This is a genomic window from Salipiger sp. ABN3_019, from assembly GCF_056158605.1.
In genome coordinates this window covers 228,682-251,136 of record NZ_JBSWTP010000003.1, presented here as the reverse complement: position 1 = coordinate 251,136, position 22,455 = coordinate 228,682, and the positions used below count along the sequence as shown (strand labels likewise).

Annotated in this window: 21 protein-coding genes; 12 read left to right on the top strand and 9 right to left on the bottom strand. The window is 67.6% G+C overall.

Annotated features, from left to right (window positions below):
- Position 1: 1 nt before the first annotated feature.
- Positions 2 to 793, top strand: a complete 792-nt coding sequence (locus tag ACXAD2_RS03755; RefSeq protein ID WP_224905575.1) for an ABC transporter permease — start codon at positions 2 to 4, stop codon at positions 791 to 793.
- Positions 794 to 841: 48 nt separating this feature from the next.
- Positions 842 to 2,257 carry an NAD(P)-binding domain-containing protein gene (locus ACXAD2_RS03750; RefSeq protein ID WP_475167038.1) on the top strand — a complete coding sequence of 472 codons (1,416 nt, stop codon included), beginning with the start codon at positions 842 to 844 and terminating at the stop codon, positions 2,255 to 2,257.
- Between the two features lie 84 nt (positions 2,258 to 2,341).
- Here the strand turns inward: ACXAD2_RS03750 and ACXAD2_RS03745 are convergent, their stop codons facing one another.
- Positions 2,342 to 4,447 (bottom strand): TonB-dependent siderophore receptor, encoded by a 2,106-nt coding sequence (locus ACXAD2_RS03745; protein WP_475167035.1) that lies wholly within the window; start codon positions 4,445 to 4,447, stop codon positions 2,342 to 2,344.
- Positions 4,448 to 4,579: 132 nt separating this feature from the next.
- On the opposite strand from ACXAD2_RS03745, the gene ACXAD2_RS03740 reads away from it, so the two are divergent.
- Both ACXAD2_RS03740 and ACXAD2_RS03735 read left to right on the top strand, forming a co-directional pair.
- On the top strand, positions 4,580 to 5,536 hold the full coding sequence (locus ACXAD2_RS03740) for a helix-turn-helix transcriptional regulator (protein WP_475167032.1): 957 nt from the start codon (positions 4,580 to 4,582) through the stop codon (positions 5,534 to 5,536).
- A 148-nt stretch (positions 5,537 to 5,684) separates the two neighbouring features.
- Positions 5,685 to 6,200, top strand: coding sequence for a cell wall hydrolase (locus ACXAD2_RS03735; protein ID WP_475167029.1), 516 nt, complete (start codon positions 5,685 to 5,687; stop codon positions 6,198 to 6,200).
- Positions 6,201 to 6,454: 254 nt separating this feature from the next.
- On the opposite strand, the gene ACXAD2_RS03730 is transcribed toward ACXAD2_RS03735, so the two are convergent.
- On the bottom strand, positions 6,455 to 7,255 hold the full coding sequence (locus ACXAD2_RS03730; RefSeq protein ID WP_475167028.1) for a class I SAM-dependent methyltransferase: 801 nt from the start codon (positions 7,253 to 7,255) through the stop codon (positions 6,455 to 6,457).
- Positions 7,256 to 7,406: 151 nt separating this feature from the next.
- Here ACXAD2_RS03730 and ACXAD2_RS03725 point away from each other — a divergent pair, with 151 nt between their 5' ends.
- Positions 7,407 to 7,778, top strand: coding sequence for a hypothetical protein (locus ACXAD2_RS03725; protein ID WP_475167025.1), 372 nt, complete (start codon positions 7,407 to 7,409; stop codon positions 7,776 to 7,778).
- Positions 7,779 to 7,969: 191 nt separating this feature from the next.
- On the top strand, positions 7,970 to 10,030 hold the full coding sequence (locus ACXAD2_RS03720) for an ATP-dependent helicase (protein ID WP_475167023.1): 2,061 nt from the start codon (positions 7,970 to 7,972) through the stop codon (positions 10,028 to 10,030).
- 7 nt (positions 10,031 to 10,037) lie between these two features.
- Here ACXAD2_RS03720 and ACXAD2_RS03715 read toward each other — a convergent pair whose 3' ends face one another.
- The 5 genes from ACXAD2_RS03715 to ACXAD2_RS03695 are packed head-to-tail and all read right to left on the bottom strand — an operon-like array spanning position 10,038 to position 13,504.
- A complete protein-coding gene (locus ACXAD2_RS03715; RefSeq protein WP_475167021.1) occupies positions 10,038 to 11,000 on the bottom strand; it encodes a ThiF family adenylyltransferase in 963 nt (320 codons plus the stop codon).
- Complete coding sequence (locus tag ACXAD2_RS03710) at positions 10,997 to 11,605, bottom strand: thiamine phosphate synthase (protein WP_475167123.1); 609 nt, start codon at positions 11,603 to 11,605, stop codon at positions 10,997 to 10,999. Before ACXAD2_RS03710 ends, ACXAD2_RS03715 begins: the two co-directional genes overlap by 4 nt.
- Entirely contained in the window at positions 11,605 to 12,363 is a 759-nt protein-coding gene (locus ACXAD2_RS03705) for a thiazole synthase (protein ID WP_475167019.1), read from the bottom strand. Before ACXAD2_RS03705 ends, ACXAD2_RS03710 begins: the two co-directional genes overlap by 1 nt.
- Positions 12,364 to 12,366: 3 nt before the next feature.
- Positions 12,367 to 12,564 carry a sulfur carrier protein ThiS gene (gene thiS, locus ACXAD2_RS03700; RefSeq protein WP_475167017.1) on the bottom strand — a complete coding sequence of 66 codons (198 nt, stop codon included), beginning with the start codon at positions 12,562 to 12,564 and terminating at the stop codon, positions 12,367 to 12,369.
- Positions 12,554 to 13,504 carry an FAD-dependent oxidoreductase gene (locus ACXAD2_RS03695; RefSeq protein ID WP_475167015.1) on the bottom strand — a complete coding sequence of 317 codons (951 nt, stop codon included), beginning with the start codon at positions 13,502 to 13,504 and terminating at the stop codon, positions 12,554 to 12,556. The genes thiS and ACXAD2_RS03695 overlap by 11 nt, the downstream gene beginning before the upstream one ends.
- A 457-nt stretch (positions 13,505 to 13,961) precedes the next feature.
- Here ACXAD2_RS03695 and nadA point away from each other — a divergent pair, with 457 nt between their 5' ends.
- The 6 genes from nadA (at position 13,962) to ACXAD2_RS03665 (ending at position 20,745) form a co-directional block, all read left to right on the top strand.
- Positions 13,962 to 15,014 (top strand): quinolinate synthase NadA, encoded by a 1,053-nt coding sequence (gene nadA / locus ACXAD2_RS03690; RefSeq protein WP_164182901.1) that lies wholly within the window; start codon positions 13,962 to 13,964, stop codon positions 15,012 to 15,014.
- Between the two features lie 4 nt (positions 15,015 to 15,018).
- The gene (locus ACXAD2_RS03685; RefSeq protein WP_475167011.1) at positions 15,019 to 16,581 is read left to right on the top strand and encodes an L-aspartate oxidase; all 1,563 of its coding nucleotides are present in this window, start codon (positions 15,019 to 15,021) and stop codon (positions 16,579 to 16,581) included.
- Entirely contained in the window at positions 16,581 to 17,429 is an 849-nt protein-coding gene (gene nadC / locus ACXAD2_RS03680; protein ID WP_475167008.1) for a carboxylating nicotinate-nucleotide diphosphorylase, read from the top strand. The genes ACXAD2_RS03685 and nadC overlap by 1 nt, the downstream gene beginning before the upstream one ends.
- 323 nt (positions 17,430 to 17,752) lie before the next feature.
- Positions 17,753 to 18,736 carry a TRAP transporter substrate-binding protein gene (locus ACXAD2_RS03675; RefSeq protein WP_066111634.1) on the top strand — a complete coding sequence of 328 codons (984 nt, stop codon included), beginning with the start codon at positions 17,753 to 17,755 and terminating at the stop codon, positions 18,734 to 18,736.
- 79 nt (positions 18,737 to 18,815) lie between these two features.
- Positions 18,816 to 19,397, top strand: a complete 582-nt coding sequence (locus tag ACXAD2_RS03670; protein WP_475167007.1) for a TRAP transporter small permease subunit — start codon at positions 18,816 to 18,818, stop codon at positions 19,395 to 19,397.
- A gap of 49 nt (positions 19,398 to 19,446) precedes the next feature.
- Positions 19,447 to 20,745, top strand: a complete 1,299-nt coding sequence (locus tag ACXAD2_RS03665; RefSeq protein ID WP_475167004.1) for a TRAP transporter large permease — start codon at positions 19,447 to 19,449, stop codon at positions 20,743 to 20,745.
- Between the two features lie 90 nt (positions 20,746 to 20,835).
- On the opposite strand, the gene ACXAD2_RS03660 is transcribed toward ACXAD2_RS03665, so the two are convergent.
- Entirely contained in the window at positions 20,836 to 21,249 is a 414-nt protein-coding gene (locus ACXAD2_RS03660) for a VOC family protein (RefSeq protein ID WP_475167001.1), read from the bottom strand.
- A gap of 25 nt (positions 21,250 to 21,274) precedes the next feature.
- On the bottom strand, positions 21,275 to 22,453 hold the full coding sequence (locus tag ACXAD2_RS03655) for a M24 family metallopeptidase (protein WP_475166997.1): 1,179 nt from the start codon (positions 22,451 to 22,453) through the stop codon (positions 21,275 to 21,277).
- Between the last annotated feature and the right edge of the window lie 2 nt (positions 22,454 to 22,455).

The following is a 22,455-nucleotide window of genomic DNA, read 5'->3' as shown; positions in this document are numbered from 1 at the left end:
GATGCGCTTCTCGGACATCGCCCTTTGGGCGTTCACCATTGCCTTTTTCGTCTTCATGATCCTGCCGATCGCGGTGGTGGTGGTGATCTCCTTCACCTCCGCAGGCTATGCCGCTTTCCCGATCCCCGGCTGGTCGCTGAAGTGGTTCGCGCGGATTTTCGAATACCGCCCGTTCATCGACAGCCTCTGGGTCAGCCTTCAGCTCGGCGTGGTGGCCACCGTGGCGTCCTGCGTGCTCGGCGTTCCGGCGGCGCTGTACCTGAGCCGGGCGCGCTCGGGCTGGGCGACGGCGATCACCACGTTCCTGCTGTCGCCGCTCAGCATGCCGATGATCGTCATCGGCTTTGCCTCGCTGTTCTTCCTCTCGGCGCTCGGCTTCGGCGTTTCGTTCCTCAGCCTTGCCATCGTGCACACGGTGATCTGCCTGCCTTACGTGATCCGCACCGTCACCGCCGTCTACCGCGCCGTGCCGCCAGCCTATGAGGAGGCGGCGCAGATCCTTGGCGCATCGCGGCTCACCACCTTCCGCGAGGTGACGCTGCCGCTCATCCGTCCGGGCATCGCGGCGGGCTCGCTGTTCTCGTTCCTGACCTCCTTCGACAACCTGCCGGTGAGCTATTTCTTCGGCTCGGCGCAGACCAACACGCTGCCGGTGGTGATGCTGGCCTATATGGAGCACCAGTTCGATCCCTCGATCGCCGCACTCTCGACGCTTCAGCTGCTGCTGGCCATCGTCGCGCTTGTGGTGGCCGACCGGCTCTATGGCATCGAGAAGATGACCGTCGCCACCTGATCCCACCCTTTCGCCCCTCCCCTGCCCGCCGCGCCGGAGCCCTGCCGCATGAGCCTTGCCGATCTCGAAGCCCGCCTCGCCGAGGACCTGAGCCTGCTCAACCTGCCCGCAGCGCCTTGGGTGCCCGCGCGAGAGGGTGTGCTCGATGTTCTGGTCGTGGGCGCGGGCATGTGCGGCCTGGCGGCGCTGGCGGAGCTGCGCCTGCTGGGGATCGACAACAGCCTTGCCATCGACAGCGCGCCCGAGGGCTATGAGGGACCGTGGGAAACCTTCGCGCGGATGCGCACCCTGCGCTCGCCGAAAACCCTGACCGGCCCGGCGCTCGGCCTGCCTGCCCTGACCTTCCGCGCGTGGTATACCGCGCAATGGGGCGCGGCGGCGTGGGAGGCGCTTGGCAAAATCCCCAAAGGGCAGTGGATGGACTACCTGCGCTGGTACCGGCGGGTGCTGGCGCTGCCGATCCGCAATGAGACCCGGCTCACCGACCTGCGCGGCGACGGAGACCTGCTGGCCGTCACTCTGGTCACGCCCGAAGGCGAAGAGCGCCTGCTGACGCGCCGCGTGGTGCTGGCCACCGGGCGCTCGGGGCTCGGCGGCGGCGCGGTGCCGGAGGCGCTCGAGGGGCTGGATCGCAGGTATTGGGCGCATAGCGCCGACGAGATCGATTTTGCCGCGCTGCGCGGGCGCGACGTGGCGGTCGTGGGGGCGGGCGCCTCGGCGGTGGACAATGCCGCCACCGCGCTCGAGGCCGGGGCGGCGCGGGTCGATCTGCTGATCCGCCGCGAGACCATTCCGGCGGTGAACAAGCTCACCGGCATCGGCAGCCCCGGCACGGAATTGGGCCTCGGCAGTCTGCCGGATGAGTGGAAGCTGAAGATCCACGGCTATGCCGCGCAGCAACAGGTGCCGCCGCCCAGCCATTCGGTGCGCCGCGTGTCGGATCACCCCAACGCGCATTTCCACCTCGGCTGCACGCTCACCGGCGCTGCGGTGCAGGACGGGCGGCTGCGCATCGACACCTCGCGCGGGAGCTTCAGCACCGATTTCCTGATCGCGGGCACGGGCTTTCGCAACGATTTCGCCGATCGCGCCGAACTGAGCGCCATCGCGCCGCATGTGCTGTCATGGGGGGATCGCGACGATTTTCCCGACCATCTGCCCAGCGATGGACCGATGGGGCAGTCGCCCTATCTCGCCGAGGATTTCACCTTCCTCGAACGCAGCCCCGGCACCTGCCCTGCGCTGCAGCGGATCCATTGCTTCAACGATGCGGCGATGCTCAGCCACGGCAAGGTCTCGGGCGATATCCCGGCGGTCAGCGTGGGGGCCAAACGGCTCGGGCGCGCCATCGCGGCGGCGTTCTTTCGCGAGGATATCGAGGCGCAGTTCGACAAGCTGCAGGCCTATGACACGGCCGAACTCATGGGCGATGAATATGACGCGGCACCGGAACTGCCGCAATAAAATGGGCCCCGCCGCGGGAAACATGCGGCGAGACCCGTGCTGAACCCCCGGCGCGTTTAGTGCGCCGGGAGCGGTGCCAAAAGGTCAGAACGACTTTGTCAGCGAGACGTTGAAGGTGCGCGGCTCGCCGCGGAAGTTGAACACCGAGGTGCTGCCGACGCGGGTGTAATACTCTTCATCGAAGACGTTATCGACGCCCATGCGCAGCACCAGATCGTTGTCCCAAGTCTTGGAGGCCATCAGATCGACGGTGCCGTAGCTCGGCGCTTCGATGCCGCGCGACGAGAACTCGGACATCCAAGTCACCCGGCCGCCAAAGCTCCAGCCCTGCAGCGCGCCCTCGGTGACGTCATAGGCGCCCGACAGCTTGAACATATGCTCGGGCGTGTAGGTCGAGAATGTCTCGCCCTCGTCGTCGCCGTTGAGATATTCGGTCCAGGTGTAGGTGTAGCCTGCCGAAAGGTGGATGTTTTCGGCCAGTTCCCCGGCCACGCCCAGTTCGAGGCCCTGCGACGAGACTTCTTCTTCGGCCTCGTAATAGTCCTCATCGACCACCTGCACAGGGCGGTTGACCTCGCGCAGATCGAAGAGCGCCGCCGACACGTCGAGCCCGTAAGCCAGCCGCGCCTTGACGCCCAGTTCGAACTGACGGCCCTCGATCGGGTCGAGCAGATCGCCGCTCTTGTCCACTTCGGACTGCGGGATGAAGATCTCGGAGTAGCTGGCATAAAGCGTGGTGTTCGGGGTCACGTCGTAGGTCAGCCCGGCGAAGGGAGTCACCTGCGCATCGACGTCATACTCTTCGGTCGCGACCGCGCCGGTCGAGAGCGTCTCGGTGTCCACGGTGCCATCGTACCAGCTCAGACGCGCGCCGCCGATCAGGGTCAGCGCCTCCATCGGCTTCACCCGCAGCTGCGTGTAAAGGCCGGTGGATTCCGTCTCGGTCTCGGTCTTGGTGCTGTAATCGACGTCGGGCTTGGCAACCGACGAGCTGTCCCAATCGTCCAGATCCCAGCTGCCGGAGATGGCACCACGGGCCTGGTACATGGTGCTGTCGGTCTTCTGCCAATCGGCGCCGACGATGGCCACGCCGGTCCAGCCGCCCAGCTCGAACGGCAGTTCGGTGTGCAGGTCGAGCGCGAGGCTGTCCTGCTCGAAATCGCGCGCCAGCCACGAAAGGCGCGAGATGGTGTTGTCCTCCGCCGCCGCCGAACCGGCATAGGCGTAGAGGAAATCGGCTTCCTGATGCGAGTTGCGCAGCGAGAATTTCACCCGCCCGCCATTGTCGAAGAAATGCTCGGCAGCGACCACCGCATCGGTGGTGGCGTTGTCGAAGTCGTTCCAATCCATCGCCGTGGTGGTCGAGGCATCGGTCCAGATCAGATCGTTGTCTTCGTAGGTCGGCAGACCGTTGAACGGCGAGATGTCGCGCTCCATATGGCTGAGCGAGAAGGTCAGCTTGGTGTCGGGCGACAGATCCCATGCCAGCGTGCCGTAGAGCGAGGTCACGCCGTTCTCGGTCTCATCCACAAAGCCTTCGCCGTCGCCATAGGCCGCCACGAAGCGGCCGCGCAGCGTGCCTTCCTTGTTGAGCGCGCCCGAGACATCGACCTCGGCCCGCGCCTGCCCGTTGGAATCCGCCGAGATGGTGCCATAGCCGGTAAACTCGGTGGCCGTGGCTTGCTTGAGGCGCATGTTGATCGAGCCCGCGGGCTCACCGGTGCCGATGAACAGACCCGCCGGGCCTTTCAGCACCTCGACGTGGTCGACGATCGAAAGGTCGGGCTGGGTGCCGTAGATCGAGCTGACCGGCGCGGGAAGACCGTCGAAATAGAGGTAGTCGAACTCATAGCCGCGTGAGTAGATCGACGAACGGCCCACGTCATTGTTGAGGATCATGATGCCCGGCGTGTCGGCCAGCGCCTCTTCGAGCGCGGTATAGCCCGCGTCTTCGATCACCTTGCGCGTCACCACCCAGCTCGACTGCGGCACGTCACGCGGCGCCATGCTGGCCTTTTCCCCCACCGAGATGCGGTCGGTGGTGTAGCTGTTGGTGCCTTCGGTCTCATAGCTCGCGCTGTCGATGGTGAGCTCACCAAGATAGACATCGTCCTGCGCCAGCGCAGGTGTCGAAAGCGATGTTGAAAGCAGCAAAACCAGTTTGATCGGCCTGCGTGTGATTGCGGACATTTGGACCCTCGCAAATTCTTACTATTTTACTAGATCATTAGGTCCGAAGCTGCGACACTGCCACTGCCGGACCTTTTCAGAACGTTCAGAGTCCTGTCCGGAAACATCAAATTCGCTGGGGTAATTGCCGCAATGGCGCAGATCGGACGTGCCGAAATCGAACAAGTGCTGCTCGGGCGAAGCGCCGACTTCGGCACAACTCTCGCCGCCGGGCAGGTCGCTCTGCGCGGGCGCTGCCTTGGCGCGTCCACCCCGCTGGGCCTGTCGGTGAACCTGCATGACGCCTTTGCCGAGACCAGTTTCGAAACCCGCATGACCCGCCCCGCCAACCTCATGCTGCATCTCGTTCTGGAAGGGTCGGTGTCGGCGCATGTGGATGGCACCGCCTTCTGCTTTGGCCGCAGCAAGGGCGGCCCGGTGCAGCTGGTGCTGAGCGCGACGGCGCGGCCAACCGACTTTCGGCGCCGCTTTACCGGCGGCCAGCGACTGCGGAAGGCCACGATCGCCCTGTCTTGGGATTGGCTCGCCCGGCACGATCTTGGCATGGACGACGTGCTCGAAGGCCGCGCGCATCGGTATGAGACATGGCCGGTGCCGCAACGGGAGATCGCGCAGGCGGAGGCATTGCTGGCCCCGATGGAGGAAGGCACGCGCCGCGCCGCCCGCGTTCTGGAGCAAGAGGCCTTTGCCCTGTCACTCGTGCGCTTTGCGATGGCCTCGCTGCTGCATGTGGGGCCCGACCTGACGCGCGCCGAACGCGACCGGCTCGCCCGCATGGAGGCCTTTGCCAGTGCGCCGGGTCCAATGCCCGAGCTTGATCTCGTGGCGCGCTCCGGCGGGATCAGCGTGTCGACCATGCGCCGGATGTTCGAAAAGGCCTATGGGCAGACCGTCAAGGCGCGGCTGCGCGAGGTGCGGATGGAAAAGGCCGCCGCGGCGCTGCGCGCGGGGGCCTCGGTGCTGGAGGCCGCGCATGTGGCGGGCTACGAGACCCCCGCCGCCTTTGCCACGGCGTTTCGCAAGGCCAAGGGCATGCCGCCGTCGCATCTGGCGCGCACGCCGCGCGCCTTGCGGATGGATCGCAGCTAAGGGCGTATCAAGAGGCCGATATGTGGCGCGCCCGCGCCTGTCGCGCCGCGCGATGATGCCGGCCACAGCAGAAGCATTGATCCCTCCTGCCAAGGCCCGTTAGGCTTTCCTATGAACAAGCCGCGTCAAAGGCTGGAGGCAGAGCAGAATGACAGCGACACGAACCATTGGACCTGCCCTTCTGATGGGGGCGGCGCTGCTCATGCTTGCGGCCTGCGGCGGAGGGCGGCGGTCGCACGCGCCGGGGGAGCTGGAATGCATGGAACGCGCCATGTACTTCGAGTCGATCCGCTCCAGCCGCGACGGCATGATCGCCGTCGGCAGCGTGGTGATGAACCGCGTGGCCTCGAGCGATTTTCCCGGCTCGGTCTGCGGCGTGGTCGGGCAGAAGAACCAATTCGCCCCCGGCGTCATGACCCGCGAGATGAGCGGCTCTTCGATGCTGGCGGTGCGCGAAGCGGCGCTGTCGGTGCTGCAGGGGGAACGCCACCCGCTGATCGGCAACGCGCAGTTCTTTCACGCAGCGACTTACCGGGCCTCTTACAACAACATGCATTACGTGCTCACCACCGGGGGCAATGCCTTTTACGAAAAGCGCCGCCCCGAGTTCGTGACGCGCCCGAACCCGCCGGGGGCGCTGGAAGGCATCACCGCGCGCCTTTGAGTGTGCCCGCAACTTTTGCGGATACAATTGAAACACCGACCGGCATCGGGCCGGCATCGGGGTGAAACGCAATCGGCGCAGGGTTTGCGTGTCGAAACACTTCCCTGAAAGGCCGATCCGATGAGCCCCCAAAAGACCCCCACGCGACGCCCGCAACCGCACCCCGGCCCGCGCATGCCGCAGTCATGGCGTTTCACTGATTGGGCGTCGATCTGACGGCACTCAGCCCTACTTAGCCCGCGCTCAGTCCACCCTCAGACCGTGGCCACGGCAAAGAACGCAGGCGCGTCGAAGGACACCGTGCCATCGCTGTTGCGGTATTTGCCCAGCCTCTCCTCCGCCGCCTCTTCCAAAGATCGCATGACCTCCGGCGTCGCCATATCGGCAAGCGTCCAGCCACCGATCTCGGTGTCGAGCCATGTCTTCAGTGACGTATGGCGCACCTGCCCGGTCTTGTGGATGATCTCGGCACCGCCCAGCCCCGCCTGCTCAAGCAGCGCCGCAAGCGCCGTCTCATCTCCAAGGCAGAACGGCACCTTGAGCGCCTCGCCCGCCTCGGGGCCCATCACCTCCTCAAGCAGCGGGATAAGGTCGTTGTATCCCGGCGATTTCTCCCACGCCTCAAAGACCGCCACGGCGACGCGCCCCCCCGGGCGGCAGACCCGTGCCATCTCGCGCAGCGCAGCCACGCGGTCCTGCAGAAACATCAGCGCGAACTGGCAGGTCACCGCGTCGAAACTGTCGTCAGCGAAGGGCAGCGCCTCTGCCGCTGCGTGCTGAAAGTCTATATGCGGCTCGATCTCGCGCGCCACGGTGAGCATGCCCTCGTTGATGTCCACCGCCGAGACGCTGGCCCCGCGCTTAAGCGCCGCGCGCGCGACCACGCCGGTGCCCGTGGCCACGTCCAGCAGCCTGCCCCCGCCGTGCAGCCCGGCGGCCTCCACCAGCCACGGCCCGAATTGTCCAAAGAGCGCGGGAACGAAAAACGCCTCATACACGCGGGCCGCCTCAGCCGAGATCTGCCCCGTTTCTGCGTCTACCTCCGACTTGCCCATGACCTCCTCCTGTCGTTCGAGCATCGGTGCGCGCAGTATAGCACGGACCGCCCCAGAGCCGCGCCCGCGCAGCTCTCCGCAAAGGCAGCAAGACTGACCCTCGTCGACATTCCTTTGACCTTCGGCGCGTGGCGGGCTGACGGGGGCGCGCGTGGACCTGCAAGTCGGGGGCAAGCATTGGGCGCGGATGGAGGCGAAAGACGGGTCGTTTGGCTTTGACTTCACCGCCGCATGTGCTGGCGCGGCGCATGCGAAGAACAATGGCGGCGGCAACAAGGGCGGCAACAGCGACGGACGGCAGACCAGCGCGAAACTCGGCAAGCTCAACGGCACGCTCACCTCCAGCCCGCAGGCCAAGGCGGCGCATACTGCCAATGGCACCGATGCCACCGGCAGCGGTCCGGTGAGCTTTGCCGCCGCGCCGGCGGTCGCCGACGCGGAAACCGCCGTGCTCGCCGCCTATAAGGACATCCTGCCTGCCGAATATGAAGGAGATGTGCCGTCCGACCGATACGCCGACTGATCCCCAAAGCCAGATGACGCGCCGGGCTCTGTCCCGGCGCGCCCGGCGCTTCTGCTTTGCTCCCCGCCTCCTCCAAGATGTCCCAAGACTTCAAAGTTCCCTTTATGTTCTGAATTCGTTAATCTGCCCTGACAGAACGTTGCCGCAAGGCAGGATCGGGCAGGATCGGGCAAGGCAGAACCGGGCAGGACATGGCACAGGCAGACACTCTTCAGGACCCTCTCGCGGCGCTGAACGACGCGCAGCGCGCCGCCGCCACCTTCGGCATCGCCCCCGGCGACACGCGCGCCGGGCCGCCGCTGCTGGTGATTGCTGGCGCGGGCTCGGGCAAGACCAGCACGCTGGCGCATCGCGTGGCGCATCTTCTGATGAATGGCGCCGATCCGCAGCGCATCCTGCTGATGACCTTCTCGCGCCGCGCCGCCACCGAGCTGACCCGCCGGGTCGAGGCGATCACCACCCGCGCCATGGGCACCGGCATCGTCGCCGAGGCGCTGACATGGGCGGGCACCTTCCATGCCATCGGTGCGCGGCTGCTGCGCGAGCATGCGCCCGCCATCGGCCTGAACCCCGAGTTCTCGATCCACGACCGCGAGGACAGCGCCGACCTGATCAACCTCTGCCGCAACGCCCTTGGCTTTTCACAGGCCGAAAAGCGCTTTCCGGCCAAAGGCACCTGCCTTGCGATCTATTCGCGTGCGGTGAATGCGGGCGCGCCGCTGGAGGAGGTGCTGCGCGATCACTTCCCGTGGTGCGCCATGTGGGAGGACGAGCTGAAACGGCTCTTCGGCGCCTATGTCCGCGCCAAGCAAGAGCAGAACGTGCTCGACTATGACGACCTCTTGCTGGCCTGGGCGCAGGTGATGTCGGACGCCGAGTTTGCCGCGCATATCGGCAGCGCGTGGGACCATGTGCTGATCGACGAGTATCAGGACACCAACCGCCTGCAGGCGCGCATCCTTATGGCGCTGAAACCCGATGGGCGCGGGCTGACCGTGGTGGGCGACGACGCGCAGTCGATCTATGCCTTCCGCGCCGCCACGGTGCGCAACATCCTCGACTTTCCCGCCGCCTTCACGCCGCCCGCTGATGTCATCACGCTCGATCGCAACTACCGCTCGACCGTGCCCATCCTAGAGGCCGCCAACGCGGTGATCGGTGCGGCCCGCGAGCGCTTTACCAAGAACCTCTGGACCACCCGCGCCTCTGCCGAGAAACCGCGGCTCGTCACAGTGAACACCGAGGCCGATCAGGCGCGCTATATGGTGGACCGCATCCTTGCGGACCGCGAGACCGGCACCACGCTGAAGCAGCAGGCGGTGCTCTTCCGCACCTCCAGCCATTCGGTGCAGCTCGAGGCCGAGCTGACCCGCCGCAACGTGCCTTACGTCAAATTCGGCGGGCTGAAGTTCCTCGACAGCGCCCATGTGAAGGACCTGCTGTCGGTGCTACGCCTCGCGCGCAATCCGCGTGACCGCGTGGCGGGCTTTCGTGTGCTGCAACTGATCCCCGGCATCGGGCCAAAGTCGGCGGCAAACATTCTGGACGCGCTCGATCTTGCGCCCGATCCCGCCGCCGCGCTGAACGATGTCGCCCCGCCCGCCAAAGCCGAGGCCGACTGGCCCGGTTTCGTCACCGCGATGACCACCCGCGCGCCATGGCCCGCCGCCATCGGCCTCGCCCGCGCATGGTACGAGCCGCATCTGGAGCGCATCCACGAGGATGCCGACACCCGCCGCAACGACCTGCTGCAGCTTGAGCAGATCGCCGCGGGCTATCCTTCGGCCGAAGCCTTCCTGACCGAACTGACCCTCGATCCGCCCGACGCCACCTCGGACCGCTCGGGCGTGCCGCTGAAGGACGAGGATTATCTCATCCTCTCGACCATCCATTCGGCCAAGGGGCAGGAGTGGAAATCGGTCTATCTGCTCAACGCGGTCGACGGCTGCATCCCCTCGGACCTCGGCACCGGCACTTCGCAGGATCTCGAGGAAGAGCGCCGCCTGCTCTATGTCGCGATGACCCGCGCCAAGGACCGGCTGACGCTGGGCCTGCCGCTGCGGTTCTACGTCACGCAGCAGCGGCGCGGCGGTGACCGGCACGTCTATGCCACGCGCACCCGCTTCATCACCCGCGAGATGCTGGAGCATTTCGACAGCGCCCATTGGTCGCCCGCGCCGCAGCCCGGCGCGGCGGCTCCGGCACCGGGCCGGATCGACGTCGCCGCGAAGATGCGCGATATGTGGGGCTGAGCGCGGCTCAGCCCGCCGCGGCGATCACCACGTCACGCGCCCCCTCGCGCAGCAGTGCCTGCGCCGCGCGCCACGCCCGCAGGCCGCTTGCACAGACCAGCACGGTGCGACCCTTGGCGGCGAGGGCGGTACGGCCAACCTCCTCCGGCGCCATTCTCTCGGCCCAAGGCACCGGCAGGTCGGGCGCCTCGGCGAGGCCGCGAAGGTCGATCACCCGGTCGCCCTCGGTCAGATCGCAAAGCGCGACAACCTTCGGACCGGCCACCTCCGGCTCGGGCGCGCCATCGAAGCGAAACCCAGCGGGCCGCCACGCTCCGGCATCCAGCGTCAGCAGCTGCCCCAAAGGCGAAGGCACATGCCTAAGGAGCACCGCCAGCGCCATTTGCGCCTGCAACGCGCCGAGCGCCGCCACCACCGGCCCCATCACCCCCGCCGAGGCGCAGCTCTGCACCTGGCCGGGCAGGTCGGAAAACACCGCGCGATAGCTTGGCGCTCCGCCGCAAAAGCCCCCCACATAGCCCGAGGTTCCGACCACCGAGGCGCTGATCAGCGGCAGACCCGCCGCGAGGCACAGATCCGACAGCGCATAGGTCACCGCCACACTGTCGGCGGCATCCACCACCAGATCGGCCGTTCTGATCTCATCGCCCGCCAGCGCCGGGTCGAGCCGCGCCACCCGTGGCCGTGCCGTGCAGCCGGGGTTCAGCGCCGCGAGCCGCTCCGCCGCCACCTCGGCCTTGGGCCGCCCGAGGTCCGCCATGGCATAGAGCGTCTGGCGGTGCAGGTTGCTCTCTTCCACCACGTCGGGATCGACGATGCGGATCGCGCCAACGCCCGCCCCGGCGAGCAGCGGCAGCAGCGCCGAGCCAAGCCCCCCTGCGCCGACAACCAGCACCCGCGCCGCCGTCAGCCGCGCCTGCCCCGCCGCGCCGACACCGGGCAGGCAGATTTGCCGCGCGTAACGGCTCATGCGGGCACCCCGCGCGTCGCGGCGATCCACTCGCGGCAGCGCGCCTCGGGGTCCGCGGCCTGCTGAATGTCGGTGACCACCGCCGCGCTGTCCGCCCCGGCGGCAAAGAGGTCCGGCAGGCGCTGAGGCGTCAGCCCGCCGATGCCCACCAGCGGCACATCGCCCGCGCGGCGCTTCCAAGCACGCACCCGGTCCAGCCCCTGCGGCCCCCATTTCATCTTCTTGAGCAGCGTCGGATAGACCGGCCCAAGCGCCACATAGGCCGGATCCAGCGCCAACGCGCGCTCAAGCTCGGCCTCGTCATGGGTCGACAGGCCAAAGCGCATATTCGCGCGGCGCAGCGCGGCGAAATCGGCGCCGTCCATATCCTCTTGCCCCAGATGAACGAAACGGCAGCGCAGGTCGAGCGCGAGGCGCCAGTGATCGTTGACCACAAGCTGCGCGCCATGCACGGCGCAAAGGTCGCGGGCACGGGCGATCTGCCGACGCAGCTCTTTCTCGGGCAGATCCTTGAGCCGCAGTTGCACCAGCTTGACCCCCTGCGGGACCAGCAGTTCGAGCCGGTTCACATGGCCGGTGATCAGGTAAAAGCGATCGAGACCCATCATGCCAGATCCGCCATGCCGAAGATCGGCGTCGAGGCCTCGGCCATGTCGCGGCGCGGCATCAGCCCCGCCTCATACGCCAGCCGCCCCGCGTGGACCGCCTGACCAAAAGCCCGCGCCATGCCCACCGGGTCCAGCGCCTTGGCCACGGCGGTGTTCAGCAGCACCGCGTCGAAGCCCATTTCCATCGCCTCCATCGCTTGGCTCGGCGCGCCGATCCCGGCGTCGATGACCAGCGGCACGCCCCTGAAATGCGCCCGCATGCTCCGCAGCGCCTCGCGGTGCCGCAGGCCCTGCCCCGAGCCGATCGGTGCCCCCCAAGGCATCAGCACCTCGCAGCCCGCCTCCAGCAGCTTCTCGCCCACGATCAGATCCTCGGTGGTGTAGGGGAACACCTCGAACCCCTCAGCACAGAGGATGCGCGCCGCCTCGACCAGCGCGAAAGGATCGGGCTGCAGCGTGTCGGCATGGCCGATCACCTCGAGCTTGATCCAATTGGTCCCGAAGATCTCGCGCGCCATCTGCGCCGTGGTCACCGCCTCGCGCGCGGTATGACAGCCCGCGGTGTTGGGCAGCAGGCGGCAGCCGGTCCCTGTGAGCAGATCGCGGAACGCGGCACCGCCCGCCCCCTCGCGCCGCAACGAGACGGTGATCACCCCGGCGCCCGAGGCCGACACCGCCTCTGCCAGCACCGCCGGTGAGGGGTATTGCGCCGTGCCCAGCATCAGCCGCGACGGCAGGTCAACGCCATAGACCATCGCTCAGCCCCCCTGCATCGGCGACAGAACTTCGACCTTCGCGCCCTCGCTCAGCGGCGTTGTGGCGCGCAGCCCGCGCGGCACGAAGGCCCCGTCGAGCGCGGTCGCGACACTGCCAGCGTCCACGCCCTGTTCGGCCAGAAGCGCCTCCAGCGTCTTGGCAGTCGTGGCCAGCTTCTGGCCGTTGAGATCAATTTGCATGGGTCTCCTCCCTTAGCGCCACGATCTCATCCGCCAGTTCCTCGGCAAGGACCGGCGCCATGAGAAACCCGTGGCGATACATACCGTTGAGATGAATGCGTCCCGGCGTGCGGCGCAGCGCCGGAAGATTGTCGGGGAACGCCGGGCGCAGCCCCGCCCCCGCCGTGATCAGCGCCGCATCGGCAAAGCCGGGGTGCACCGTGTAGGCCGCCGACAGCAGTTCCATCACCGCGCGGGCGGTGACCGGGCCGGGATCCGCGCTTTCGATCATCGTCGCGCCGATCATGTAGCGCCCCGCAGCGCGCGGGACGATGTAACAGGCAAAGCGCGGGTGCAGCAGCCGAATGGTGCGGGTCAGCCGCACGCCGGGTGCATGAAGCTCCAGCATCTCGCCCCGCACCGCGCGCAGAGCGGGCAGATGGTCCCGCGCCGCCATGCCCCGGCAATCGACGATGCGCCCCGACGGCGCGCCGCCATGCATCCGCACCCCGCGGGCGGCAAGCGCCGCGCGCAAATCGGCCATGGCAGCGCCCGGATCGAGATGCGCCTCCTCAGCAAAGAACAGCCCCGAGGCGAAGCGGCCCGAAAGCTCGGGCTCCAGCGTGCCGGGATCGACGAGAGTATGGCCGGTGGTGGCGCGGGCAAAGCGGGTCAGCTCCGCCCGGTCGCGCGGCGGGGCGAGGACCAGCGTGCCGCTCTGGCGAAAGCTCGCCGTGCGTGCCCGCCACCAGCCAAGCGCCGCCTGCCCACGCCGGGTGATCTCGGGCGGGGCACTCTCCCCCTCGCAGAAGGGCGCCAGCATGCCGCCCGCCAGCTTTGAGGCGGGCGGCGGCGCGCCCTCGGGCACGATCAGCTCCACCTCAAGGCCGCGCTCGGCCAGCGCCAGCGCGGCGCAAAGCCCCGCCACACCGCCGCCGAGCACAGAAATCCTTGCGTCCATCGCGCGCTCCTCCTCCAGAGGTCCCAAACCAAGGGACCCAAGCCAAAGACCCAAAGCCAAAGATGGACGGAGAAAGGGGCCACAGGCCCCGCGCATATGGATGCACAACAGGGGCCGATGGCCCGAAAGGACGACCCCGCGCGTGCTGCTTCGGAGAAGATTGCCCTTCGGTCTTCCTACGCCAGCGTCAACTGGGTCAGGTTCAAAGGGTCGCGTCACCGGAACGCCGCGGCGTCCCTGTCAGCCTCTCAGTCCCCATGGCGGGACTCCCCTGACGTTGGCCCGAGCATAGGCGCTGAATGCCGCCGGTCAATCACCGAAATACGCCGCCTGTGCCCGGTCATCCGCGTGGCTGCCTGCGACACAATGGTTCACTTTATCGCCCCGCCGCCTTGTCCTTAGGTCAGCTTGGGTCTAATGCCGGACGTCGGCACAAGACCTTCAGGAGGAGCAGGTCATGCTCGACCAGACCACCATCGCCGACACGCTCGGCCGCCATTACGACCTCGCCCCCTCGCTCGAGGCGGCGGAACGGCTTGGCGATCTTTACGCCAGCATGAGCCGCGTCGTGACCCCCGCCGACTGGGCGATCCATGCCCCCTATGTCGAGGCGATCAACCGCCTGAAGAGAGAGCGCAACGCCGTCGTTCTGGCGCATAACTACATGACGCCGCAGATTTATCACGGCATCGCCGATGTCGTGGGCGACAGCCTGCAACTGGCGATCGAGGCCACCAAGGTGAAGGCCGATGTGATCGTGCAATGCGGTGTGCATTTCATGGCCGAGACCTCAAAGATCCTCAGCCCCGAGAAGACCGTGCTGATCCCCGATATGGACGCGGGCTGTTCGCTGGCCGAAAGCATCACCCCCGAGGGAATCGCCGAGATGCGCCGCCGCTATCCGGGCGCGCCGGTGGTCACCTATGTGAACACCTCCGCCGAGGTGAAGGCCGCGTCGGACATCTGCTGCACCTCGTCAAATGCCGCGCAGATCGTCGCCGCGCTCGATGCTGAGACGGTCATCATGACCCCCGACAAATACCTCGCTCAGAACGTCGCCAAGCAGGTGCCGCAGAAGAACATCGTCTGGTACGACGGCTCGTGCATCGTGCACGAACGCTTCACCGCCGCCGAGTTGCGCGACTTCCGCAGCTGGCAGCCCGACACCCGCATCATCGCCCACCCCGAATGCCCGCCCGACGTGGTGGCCGAGGCGGATTTCTCGGGCTCCACCGCCGGGATCATCGACTATGTGAACCGCGAGCAGCCGGGCAAGGCGATGCTGGTCACCGAATGCTCGATGGCCTCGAACATCTCGGACGCGCTGCCGGGCGTGGAGTTCGTCGGCCCGTGCAACATGTGCCCCTACATGAAGATGATCACCCTCGAGAAGGTGCTGTGGTCGCTGCACAGCATGGAGGGCGCGGTCGAGGTCGATCCCACCATCGCCGAAGGCGCGCGGCTGGCGGTGCAGCGGATGATCGATCTGTCGCAGCGCAGCGCTGCCTGAGCCCATGCAAGAGATATCCACCGGCCGGGTGGTGATCGTCGGCGCCGGTCTTGCGGCGCTCTATGCGGCGCTGGCGTTGGCGCCGCGCCCGGTGCTGCTGGTCTCGCCCGATCCGCTGGGCAGTGGCGCAAGCTCGGCGTGGGCACAGGGCGGGGTCGCCGCCGCCATGGCGCAGCCCGACAGCCCCGAAGCCCATGCCGCCGACACGCTGCGCGCCGGGGCGGGCATCGTCGACGCGGAGGTGGCGCGCTCGGTCACCCGCGAGGCGCGGGACCATATTCTCACCCTCACCGATCTTGGCGCGCCCTTCGACCGCGACGCGGCGGGCGGCTACCTGCTGTCGCGCGAGGCCGCCCATGCCTTTGCCCGCGTGGTGCGGGTGCGCGGCGATCAGGCCGGGGCCGAGATCATGCGCGCGCTGGCCGCGCAGCTCCGGCAGACGCCTTCGGTGCGTCTGCTCGAGGGCTGGCTCGCCACCGGGCTGCGCAGCGCGGCGGGACGGGTCAGCGGGGTCGAACTGGCGCCCTCGGGCGGCGGCGCGCCCGTGGCCCTGACCGCGCCGGCGGTGCTCTTGGCGGGGGGCGGCTCTGGCGGGCTATATGCGCTGACCACCAACCCCGCGCGCATCCGCGGGCAGGTGGCCGGGCTTGCCGCCCGCGCGGGCGCGGTGATGGCCGACATGGAGTTCGTGCAGTTCCACCCCACCGCAATGGACATCGGCCTCGACCCCGCGCCGCTGGCCACCGAGGCACTGCGCGGCGAGGGGGCGGTGCTGATCAACCGGCTGGGCGAGCGCTTCATGGACGGGCAGCACCCCGATCGCGAGCTGGCACCGCGCGATGTGGTTGCCCGCGCGGTCTATGCCCAAAGCCGCGCCGGGCTGCGCCCCATGCTCGACACGCGCGCCGCGCTCGGCGATCGCATCCATCAGGAGTTTCCGGGCGTCGCCGCCGCCTGCGCCCGCGCCGGGATCGACCCGGCGCAGCAGCCCATCCCGGTCGCCGCCGCCGCGCATTACCATATGGGCGGCATCGAGACCGACGCCGCCGGACGCAGTTCCCTGCGCGGGCTTTGGGCCTGCGGTGAGGTCGCCTCGACCGGTCTGCACGGCGCCAACCGTCTGGCCTCGAACGGGCTGCTGGAGGCGCTGGTCTACGCCCGCCGCTGCGCCACCGATATGGCCGCCGCGCTTGGCGAGGCGAGCGGGGCGCCGGAGCTTACCCTGCCGCAGACCGGCCCCGCCGAGGTTCCCGACCCCGCTCTCGTCGCCCGGCTGCGCGCGGCGATGACGGCGGGTGCGGGGGTGATCCGCGACGCCTCGGGCCTGTCCGCCTGCCTGCGCGAGATCGCCGCCGTGGAGGCCGCGCAGCCGCATTGCACGGCGCTGCGCAATATGACCGCCACGGCAACGCTGATCGCCGCCGCCGCGCTGGCGCGGACCGAGAGCCGCGGCGCGCATTTCCGCTCGGATGCCACGCAAGAAACAGCCGAGACCGGCTCCCGCAGCCGCATGACCCTGACGGAGGCCCTGCGCCTTCGCGATACGCTCCAGAAGGAACCCGCCTGATGTCCCTGCCCCCGCTGCCCGACATGATCCTCGACCCGTTGGTGCGCAGCGCGCTGATGGAGGATCTGGGCACTTATGGCGATCTGACCACCCGCACGGTGATCCCCGAGGGCACGCGCTATACCGCGCGGCTCTGCGCCCGCGACCCGGGTGTGGTGTCGGGGATGCAGATCGCCCGCATGGCGTTTCACATGGTCGATCCCTCGCTGGTGCTGACTCAGCACAAGGTCGATGGCGATCCCATCACCCCCGGCGATGTGTTGATGGAGATCTCTGGCCCCGCCGCCTCGATCCTCTCTGCCGAGCGCGTCGCGCTGAATTTCGCGGGCCGTCTGTCGGGGGTCGCCACGATGACCGCCGCCTTCGTCGCCGAGACCCGCGGCACCAACACGCGCATCACCTGCACCCGCAAGACCACCCCCGGCCTGCGCCTCGTCGAGAAACAGGCGGTGCTGCACGGCGGCGGCCTCAACCATCGTTTCTCGCTCTCTGATGCCATTCTGGTGAAGGACAACCACATCGCGGCGGCGGGGGGCATCCGCCCGGTGCTGCAGGCGATCAAAGGGCAGGCCTCGCATATGGTGCGGGTGGAGATCGAGGTGGATACGCTCGATCAGCTGGCCGAAGTGCTGGACGAGGGCGGCGCCGACGTGGTGCTGCTCGACAATATGGACACGCCCAGCCTGCGCGAGGCGGTGGCGATGACCGCGGGTCGGCTGGTCCTCGAGGCCTCCGGCAACATGAAGCTGGAGCGCATCGCCGAGGTTGCGGCCACCGGCGTCAACTACATCTCCTCGGGCGCGCTGACCCATTCGGTGTCGACCCTCGATCTCGGGCTCGATTTCTGACGGCGGCGGGGCGCGCCAGCCCCGCCTGCGCAGATCTGCACGCTCTGCCCGAGAGCCTAACTCCGCATGAGAATCCACATTCCGGCTCGCCGGCTCGTACCCTGAGGCGCAGCAGCTTCTGCCGCAGCTGCCGCTGCGGCATTTGATTCAGAGCGACCATTTTTCGGACTATACTGCACCAATACCGCCTAAATATTACTCACCTTATGTCTCAGAGCAGGTTTAGGCGTTCACAGCCTTCCTTACGGATACAGGTGGTATACTGAAACTCCGCAGATCGCGGTGAGCGGTCACCGTGAAAAACGCCAACAGGGGTTCTCTCAATGAAACATGGAATTGGCATCGCCATCGCCAGCTTGGGCATCACGCTGGGCTCGGCTGTCGCGGCACAGACAGCATGGGACATGTCCGTCGTCTGGCCGGAAGGCAACTTCCACACCAAGAACGCGATGACCTTCGCAGAGCAGGTCGCCGACGCCACCGATGGCGACGTGCAGATCACCGTGCACTCGGGCGGCGCGCTTGGCATCAAGGGCCCCGAAGGCATGGCCGCCGTGCGTGACGGTCTGGTGCCGATCGCCGACATCCTGATGAGCCAGCAGGTCGGCGAGAACCCGGCGCTGGGTGTCGAAACCCTGCCCTACCTCGCCCCGACGCTTCCCGACCTCGCGCTGCTGCACAAGTTCTACCGCCCGATGGTCGAGGATATCGCCGAAGGCATGAACCAAAAGCTGCTCTACATGACCCCGTGGCCGGGTCAGGCGGTCTATTCGCCGAACAAGATCGAGACCATCGAGGACCTCAAGGGTCTGACCATCCGCGTCGTCGACGCCAATGGCGACGCCTTCTTCAACGCGCTCGGCGCCGCGCCGCTGCAGATGCCTTGGGGCGAAGTGGTTCCCTCGCTCGCCGCTGGCACCATCAAGGGCGTGACCACCTCGTCGTCGTCCGGCGTCGATGGCGCGTTCTGGGAGTTCATGGACAACATGAGCACCTTCAACTGGCAGGCCTCCTCGAACATCGTCACCGTGAACCTCGACGCGTGGAACGCGCTGGACGTCGAAGATCAGGAAGCCATCGAAGCCGTGGCCGCCTCGCTCGAGGGTGACTTCTGGCTGAACTCGGCCAATGAGGACGCCGCCAAGATCGCCACGCTCGAAGAGAACGGCATGACCGTCTCGGCCCCGTCCAAAGAGCTTCAGGCCGCGCTGATCGAGGCCGCCCGCCCGCTCTGGGACGAGTTCAAAGAGCGTGTGCCCGAAGCCGCGCCGGTGATCGACAACTACCTCGCCGTGCGCGGAGAGTGATCCAGCGGACCGGGCCCCGGCACAGGGGCCCGGTCCTGCATTCTGCCCCCAAAAGAAGGCCGCAAGGATGGTGAACGCCATGGACAACAGGTCGGACAACAGCCTGGATCAAAGCCCGGACCAGAGCCCCGCCTCGACACCCTCGGGGCGGTTCGGCGCGCTCATCGCGCCGATTGATGCGGTGACGCGGGCGGGCAACCTCATCGCCGGGCTCGCCCTTCTGGCGATCCTCGTGATGATTACCGCCGAGATCGTCTCGCGAAATCTCTTTGGACGCTCGCTGCCCTTCTCCTGGGACTATTCGGCCTATGCCATGGGCACCGCCTTCATGATGGGGGCCGCCGACGCGCTGCGCCGGGGCGCGCATGTGCGCGTCACCGCCGTGCTGGAGAGTGTGCCGCGCCCGCTGTCGCGGGTGATCGAGTTCGGCGCCTGCCTCGCAGGTCTCGCCGCCTGTGCCGCGCTCGCATGGGCGCTGAGCGAAATGGCATGGCTGTCGTTCCAGCGCGGCTCCACCTCGTCCACCGTCATGCGCACACCGCTGGTCTGGCCGCAGAGCCTCGTCGCGCTTGGCGCCATCATCCTGACGCTGCAATGCGCGGCACAACTTCTGCGCCTGAGCCGCGGAGAACGGCTCGCCGAGGGCGCGGCGATCGAATGACCCGACACACCGACGTCCCCCACACAGACACTTCCCGAAAGGCGCCGCGATGACGCAAATTGCAACCTCCCTGGTGGGGATCATGGTCCTGCTGCTGGGCTCGGGCCTGTGGATCGGCCTTGGCCTCATTGCCACCGGCGTGGCGATGATCGCGCTGTTCCGCCCGCAGATGCCCTTCCTGAAACTGCTCTCGCAGCAATCGTGGAACGTGCTCTCCTCGCCGGAACTGCTGGCGCTGCCGCTGTTCATCCTGATGGCCGAAGTGCTGTTCCGCACCAATATCTCGGCCTCGCTCTTCACCGGCCTCACCCCGTGGCTGCGCCGCGTGCCGGGACGGCTGACCCATATCAACGTGCTGGGCTGCACGCTCTTCGCCTCGGTCTGCGGCTCGTCCGCTGCGACCACGGTGACGGTGGGACGGATCACCGCGGGCGAGCTGCTGAAGCGCGGCTACGACCGCAATCTGGTGATCGGCTCGCTGGCCGGCGCCGGCACGCTGGGGTTCCTGATCCCGCCCTCGACCATCATGATCATCTACGGCGTCATGGCCGAGGAATTGATCCTGCGCCTCTTCATGGCGGGCATCCTGCCCGGCGCGCTGCTGGCGGTGGCTTATATGGGCTACATCGGCATCCGCGCGAAACTCTCGCCCGAGACCATCGGCGAGGCCCCGCCCCCGTCGAGCCTGATGGACAAGCTGCGCGCGCTCACCGACCTTGGCCCGCTGCTGCTGCTGATCGTCTTTGTCATCGGCTCGATGTATGGCGGCATCGCCTCGCCCACCGAGGCCGCAGCCGCAGGTGTCATCGGCGCCATGGTGATCGGTTTCGCGCAGCGCAAACTCGACCTCAAGGGGCTGCTCGCCGCCGCCCGTCAGGCCGCCGAGAACAGCGCGATGATCGGCCTCATCATGGTCGGCGCCATGTTCCTGTCGACCGCCATCGGCTATCTCGGCCTGCCGCGCTACATCGCCGGGGTGATCAACGGCTGGGGCCTGTCGCCGCTGGCGCTGATCGCCGTGCTGCTGGTGTTCTACATCCTGCTCGGCATGGTGATGGAAGGGCTGGCGATCATCGTCATGACGCTGCCGATCACCCTGCCGCTGGTCGAGGCCGCGGGCTATGACAAGGTCTGGTTCGGTGTGTTCATCGTGATCGTCGTCGAGATGGCGCAGATCTCGCCTCCGGTGGGCTTCAACCTGACGGTTCTGCAGCGCCTCACCGGCGACAGCATCGGCAAGATCACCCGCGCGACCATGCCGTTCTTCCTGATCATGGCGGCCTTCGTCTTCCTGATCGCGCTCTTTCCGCAGATCGTCAGCATCGTGCCGGACCTGATGCGGGGCTAAGGCCCCGCAGCCACCACTCACGGAGGCTCCGCGCATGAAAAAGCCCCCGGCCATCTGGCCGGGGGCTTTTTCGTTTCAGGGACTTACGGATCAGGAGGCGAAGAGGCCGTCGAAATCGGCAAAGCCCTTGATCTCGATCGGGTTGCCCGACGGATCGAAGAAGAACATCGTCCGCTGCTCGCCCGGCTCGCCCTCAAAACGGATCACCGGCGGGATGTCGAACGTGATGCCCTTCTCCTGCAGCCGCGCCGCCAGCGCCTTCCAATCGTCGAGGCGCAGCACCGCACCCATGTGCGGCATCATCACCATATGCTCGCCGACCTTGCCGGTGCGCGTCACAGGAAAGGGCTCGCCGAGGTGCAGCGACAGCTGGTGGCCGAAGAAGTCGAAATCGACCCAAGTGTCGGTCGAGCGGCCTTCCTCGCAGCCGAGCACATCGCCGTAGAAGGCGCGGGTCTCGTCGAGGTCTTTGACGTGAATCGCGAGGTGGAAGAGGGATTTCATAGTGCGTTCCAATGCCTTGAGTGTGTCAGCGAAGGGTGATCTGGCGCGGCAGTGACGACAGAGGTTCGGCGCCGGTCTCGGTGACGATCACCGTTTCCGAAACGCCCACCGTAAAGCGCCCGTAGTCGCGCAGGGTGATGGGCAGGTGGAACACCATGCCCGGTTCAAGCGGCGTCTCGACGCCGGTGAAGAGCGACAGGATCGCGCCCTCGCCCCAGTCCGGTGCAAAGGCCGCGCCCATGGAATAGCCCGCGCGCTTGCGGAAGGCGGCGGTGAAGCCCGCGGCATCGATGACCTGCTGCGCCGCCTCATGCGGGACCGAGCAGGCCACGCCGGGGCGCATTGCCGCCAGCGCCGCATCAAGGCCGCGCAGCGCCGTGTCCATCATCCGCTGCGCGGTCTCGGGCGGTGTGCCGATCCAGACCGAGCGCATCAGCGCGGCGTGGTAGCGGTCATGGCTGGCGGCCAGTTCGAGGAAGACGCCGTCGCCTTCTTCGAGCAGACGCCGCCGCCATGTGGCGTGCGGGATGCCCGAGCGCGGGCCGGAACTGACCAGCGGCTCCATCGCCATCGCCTCGGATCCGGCCTCGATCGCAGCGGCGGTCATCGCGGCGGCAATGGTGTTCTCGCTGGCTCCGGCGCGGCAGGCCTCGATCGCGGCGGCCATGCCCGCTTCGGCATAGCCCGCCGCCAGCCGCAGCGCGGCAAGCTCGCGCGGCGATTTTACCGCGCGCAGCGCTTCGGTCCAGCCCGAGCCGTCAAGCAGCGACACGCCCGAGAGCGCGGTCTCGATCCGGCCCATCATGTCGGGGCTGACGAACCAGCCCGAGCGCTCGACCGCCAGACGCTTGATGCCCTGCGCGCGCACCAGCGCGGCCAGCGCCGCCGCCGGGTCCTGCCCGTCCTGCCATGTGTGGACCCTATCGAACCACGCATCGGCGCGGGCGCCGGTCTCTTCGAGCTGCCGTACCAGCAGCACCGGCGCGCCCTCGGCAGGCATGATCAGCGCCTGAAAGGCGAAATAACCCGCGGTCTGGCGCCCGGCGGTCCAAAAGATGTTTTCCGGCCCGGTCAGCAGCAGGGCGTCGGCCCCCTCGGCGCGGAGGCGTGCCTGCAGCGCGGCGGCGCGCGCGCGGAACTCCTCGGCGGGAAAAACGGCGGCGCTGCCCGCGAGCGCGGCAGGGGTCTGGAGTATCTGGTTCATGG

Bases quoted from the DNA above. Each gene is read 5' to 3' on its own strand.
- ACXAD2_RS03755 (WP_224905575.1), top strand. From the start codon at position 2: ATGCGCTTCTCGGACATCGCCCTTTGGGCGTTCACCATTGCCTTTTTC.
- ACXAD2_RS03750 (WP_475167038.1), top strand. From the start codon at position 842: ATGAGCCTTGCCGATCTCGAAGCCCGCCTCGCCGAGGACCTGAGCCTG.
- ACXAD2_RS03745 (WP_475167035.1), bottom strand. From the start codon at position 4,447: ATGTCCGCAATCACACGCAGGCCGATCAAACTGGTTTTGCTGCTTTCA.
- ACXAD2_RS03740 (WP_475167032.1), top strand. From the start codon at position 4,580: ATGGCGCAGATCGGACGTGCCGAAATCGAACAAGTGCTGCTCGGGCGA.
- ACXAD2_RS03735 (WP_475167029.1), top strand. From the start codon at position 5,685: ATGACAGCGACACGAACCATTGGACCTGCCCTTCTGATGGGGGCGGCG.
- ACXAD2_RS03730 (WP_475167028.1), bottom strand. From the start codon at position 7,255: ATGGGCAAGTCGGAGGTAGACGCAGAAACGGGGCAGATCTCGGCTGAG.
- ACXAD2_RS03720 (WP_475167023.1), top strand. From the start codon at position 7,970: ATGGCACAGGCAGACACTCTTCAGGACCCTCTCGCGGCGCTGAACGAC.
- ACXAD2_RS03715 (WP_475167021.1), bottom strand. From the start codon at position 11,000: ATGAGCCGTTACGCGCGGCAAATCTGCCTGCCCGGTGTCGGCGCGGCG.
- ACXAD2_RS03710 (WP_475167123.1), bottom strand. From the start codon at position 11,605: ATGGGTCTCGATCGCTTTTACCTGATCACCGGCCATGTGAACCGGCTC.
- ACXAD2_RS03705 (WP_475167019.1), bottom strand. From the start codon at position 12,363: ATGGTCTATGGCGTTGACCTGCCGTCGCGGCTGATGCTGGGCACGGCG.
- thiS (WP_475167017.1), bottom strand. From the start codon at position 12,564: ATGCAAATTGATCTCAACGGCCAGAAGCTGGCCACGACTGCCAAGACG.
- ACXAD2_RS03695 (WP_475167015.1), bottom strand. From the start codon at position 13,504: ATGGACGCAAGGATTTCTGTGCTCGGCGGCGGTGTGGCGGGGCTTTGC.
- nadA (WP_164182901.1), top strand. From the start codon at position 13,962: ATGCTCGACCAGACCACCATCGCCGACACGCTCGGCCGCCATTACGAC.
- ACXAD2_RS03685 (WP_475167011.1), top strand. From the start codon at position 15,019: ATGCAAGAGATATCCACCGGCCGGGTGGTGATCGTCGGCGCCGGTCTT.
- nadC (WP_475167008.1), top strand. From the start codon at position 16,581: ATGTCCCTGCCCCCGCTGCCCGACATGATCCTCGACCCGTTGGTGCGC.
- ACXAD2_RS03675 (WP_066111634.1), top strand. From the start codon at position 17,753: ATGAAACATGGAATTGGCATCGCCATCGCCAGCTTGGGCATCACGCTG.
- ACXAD2_RS03670 (WP_475167007.1), top strand. From the start codon at position 18,816: ATGGACAACAGGTCGGACAACAGCCTGGATCAAAGCCCGGACCAGAGC.
- ACXAD2_RS03665 (WP_475167004.1), top strand. From the start codon at position 19,447: ATGACGCAAATTGCAACCTCCCTGGTGGGGATCATGGTCCTGCTGCTG.
- ACXAD2_RS03660 (WP_475167001.1), bottom strand. From the start codon at position 21,249: ATGAAATCCCTCTTCCACCTCGCGATTCACGTCAAAGACCTCGACGAG.
- ACXAD2_RS03655 (WP_475166997.1), bottom strand. From the start codon at position 22,453: ATGAACCAGATACTCCAGACCCCTGCCGCGCTCGCGGGCAGCGCCGCC.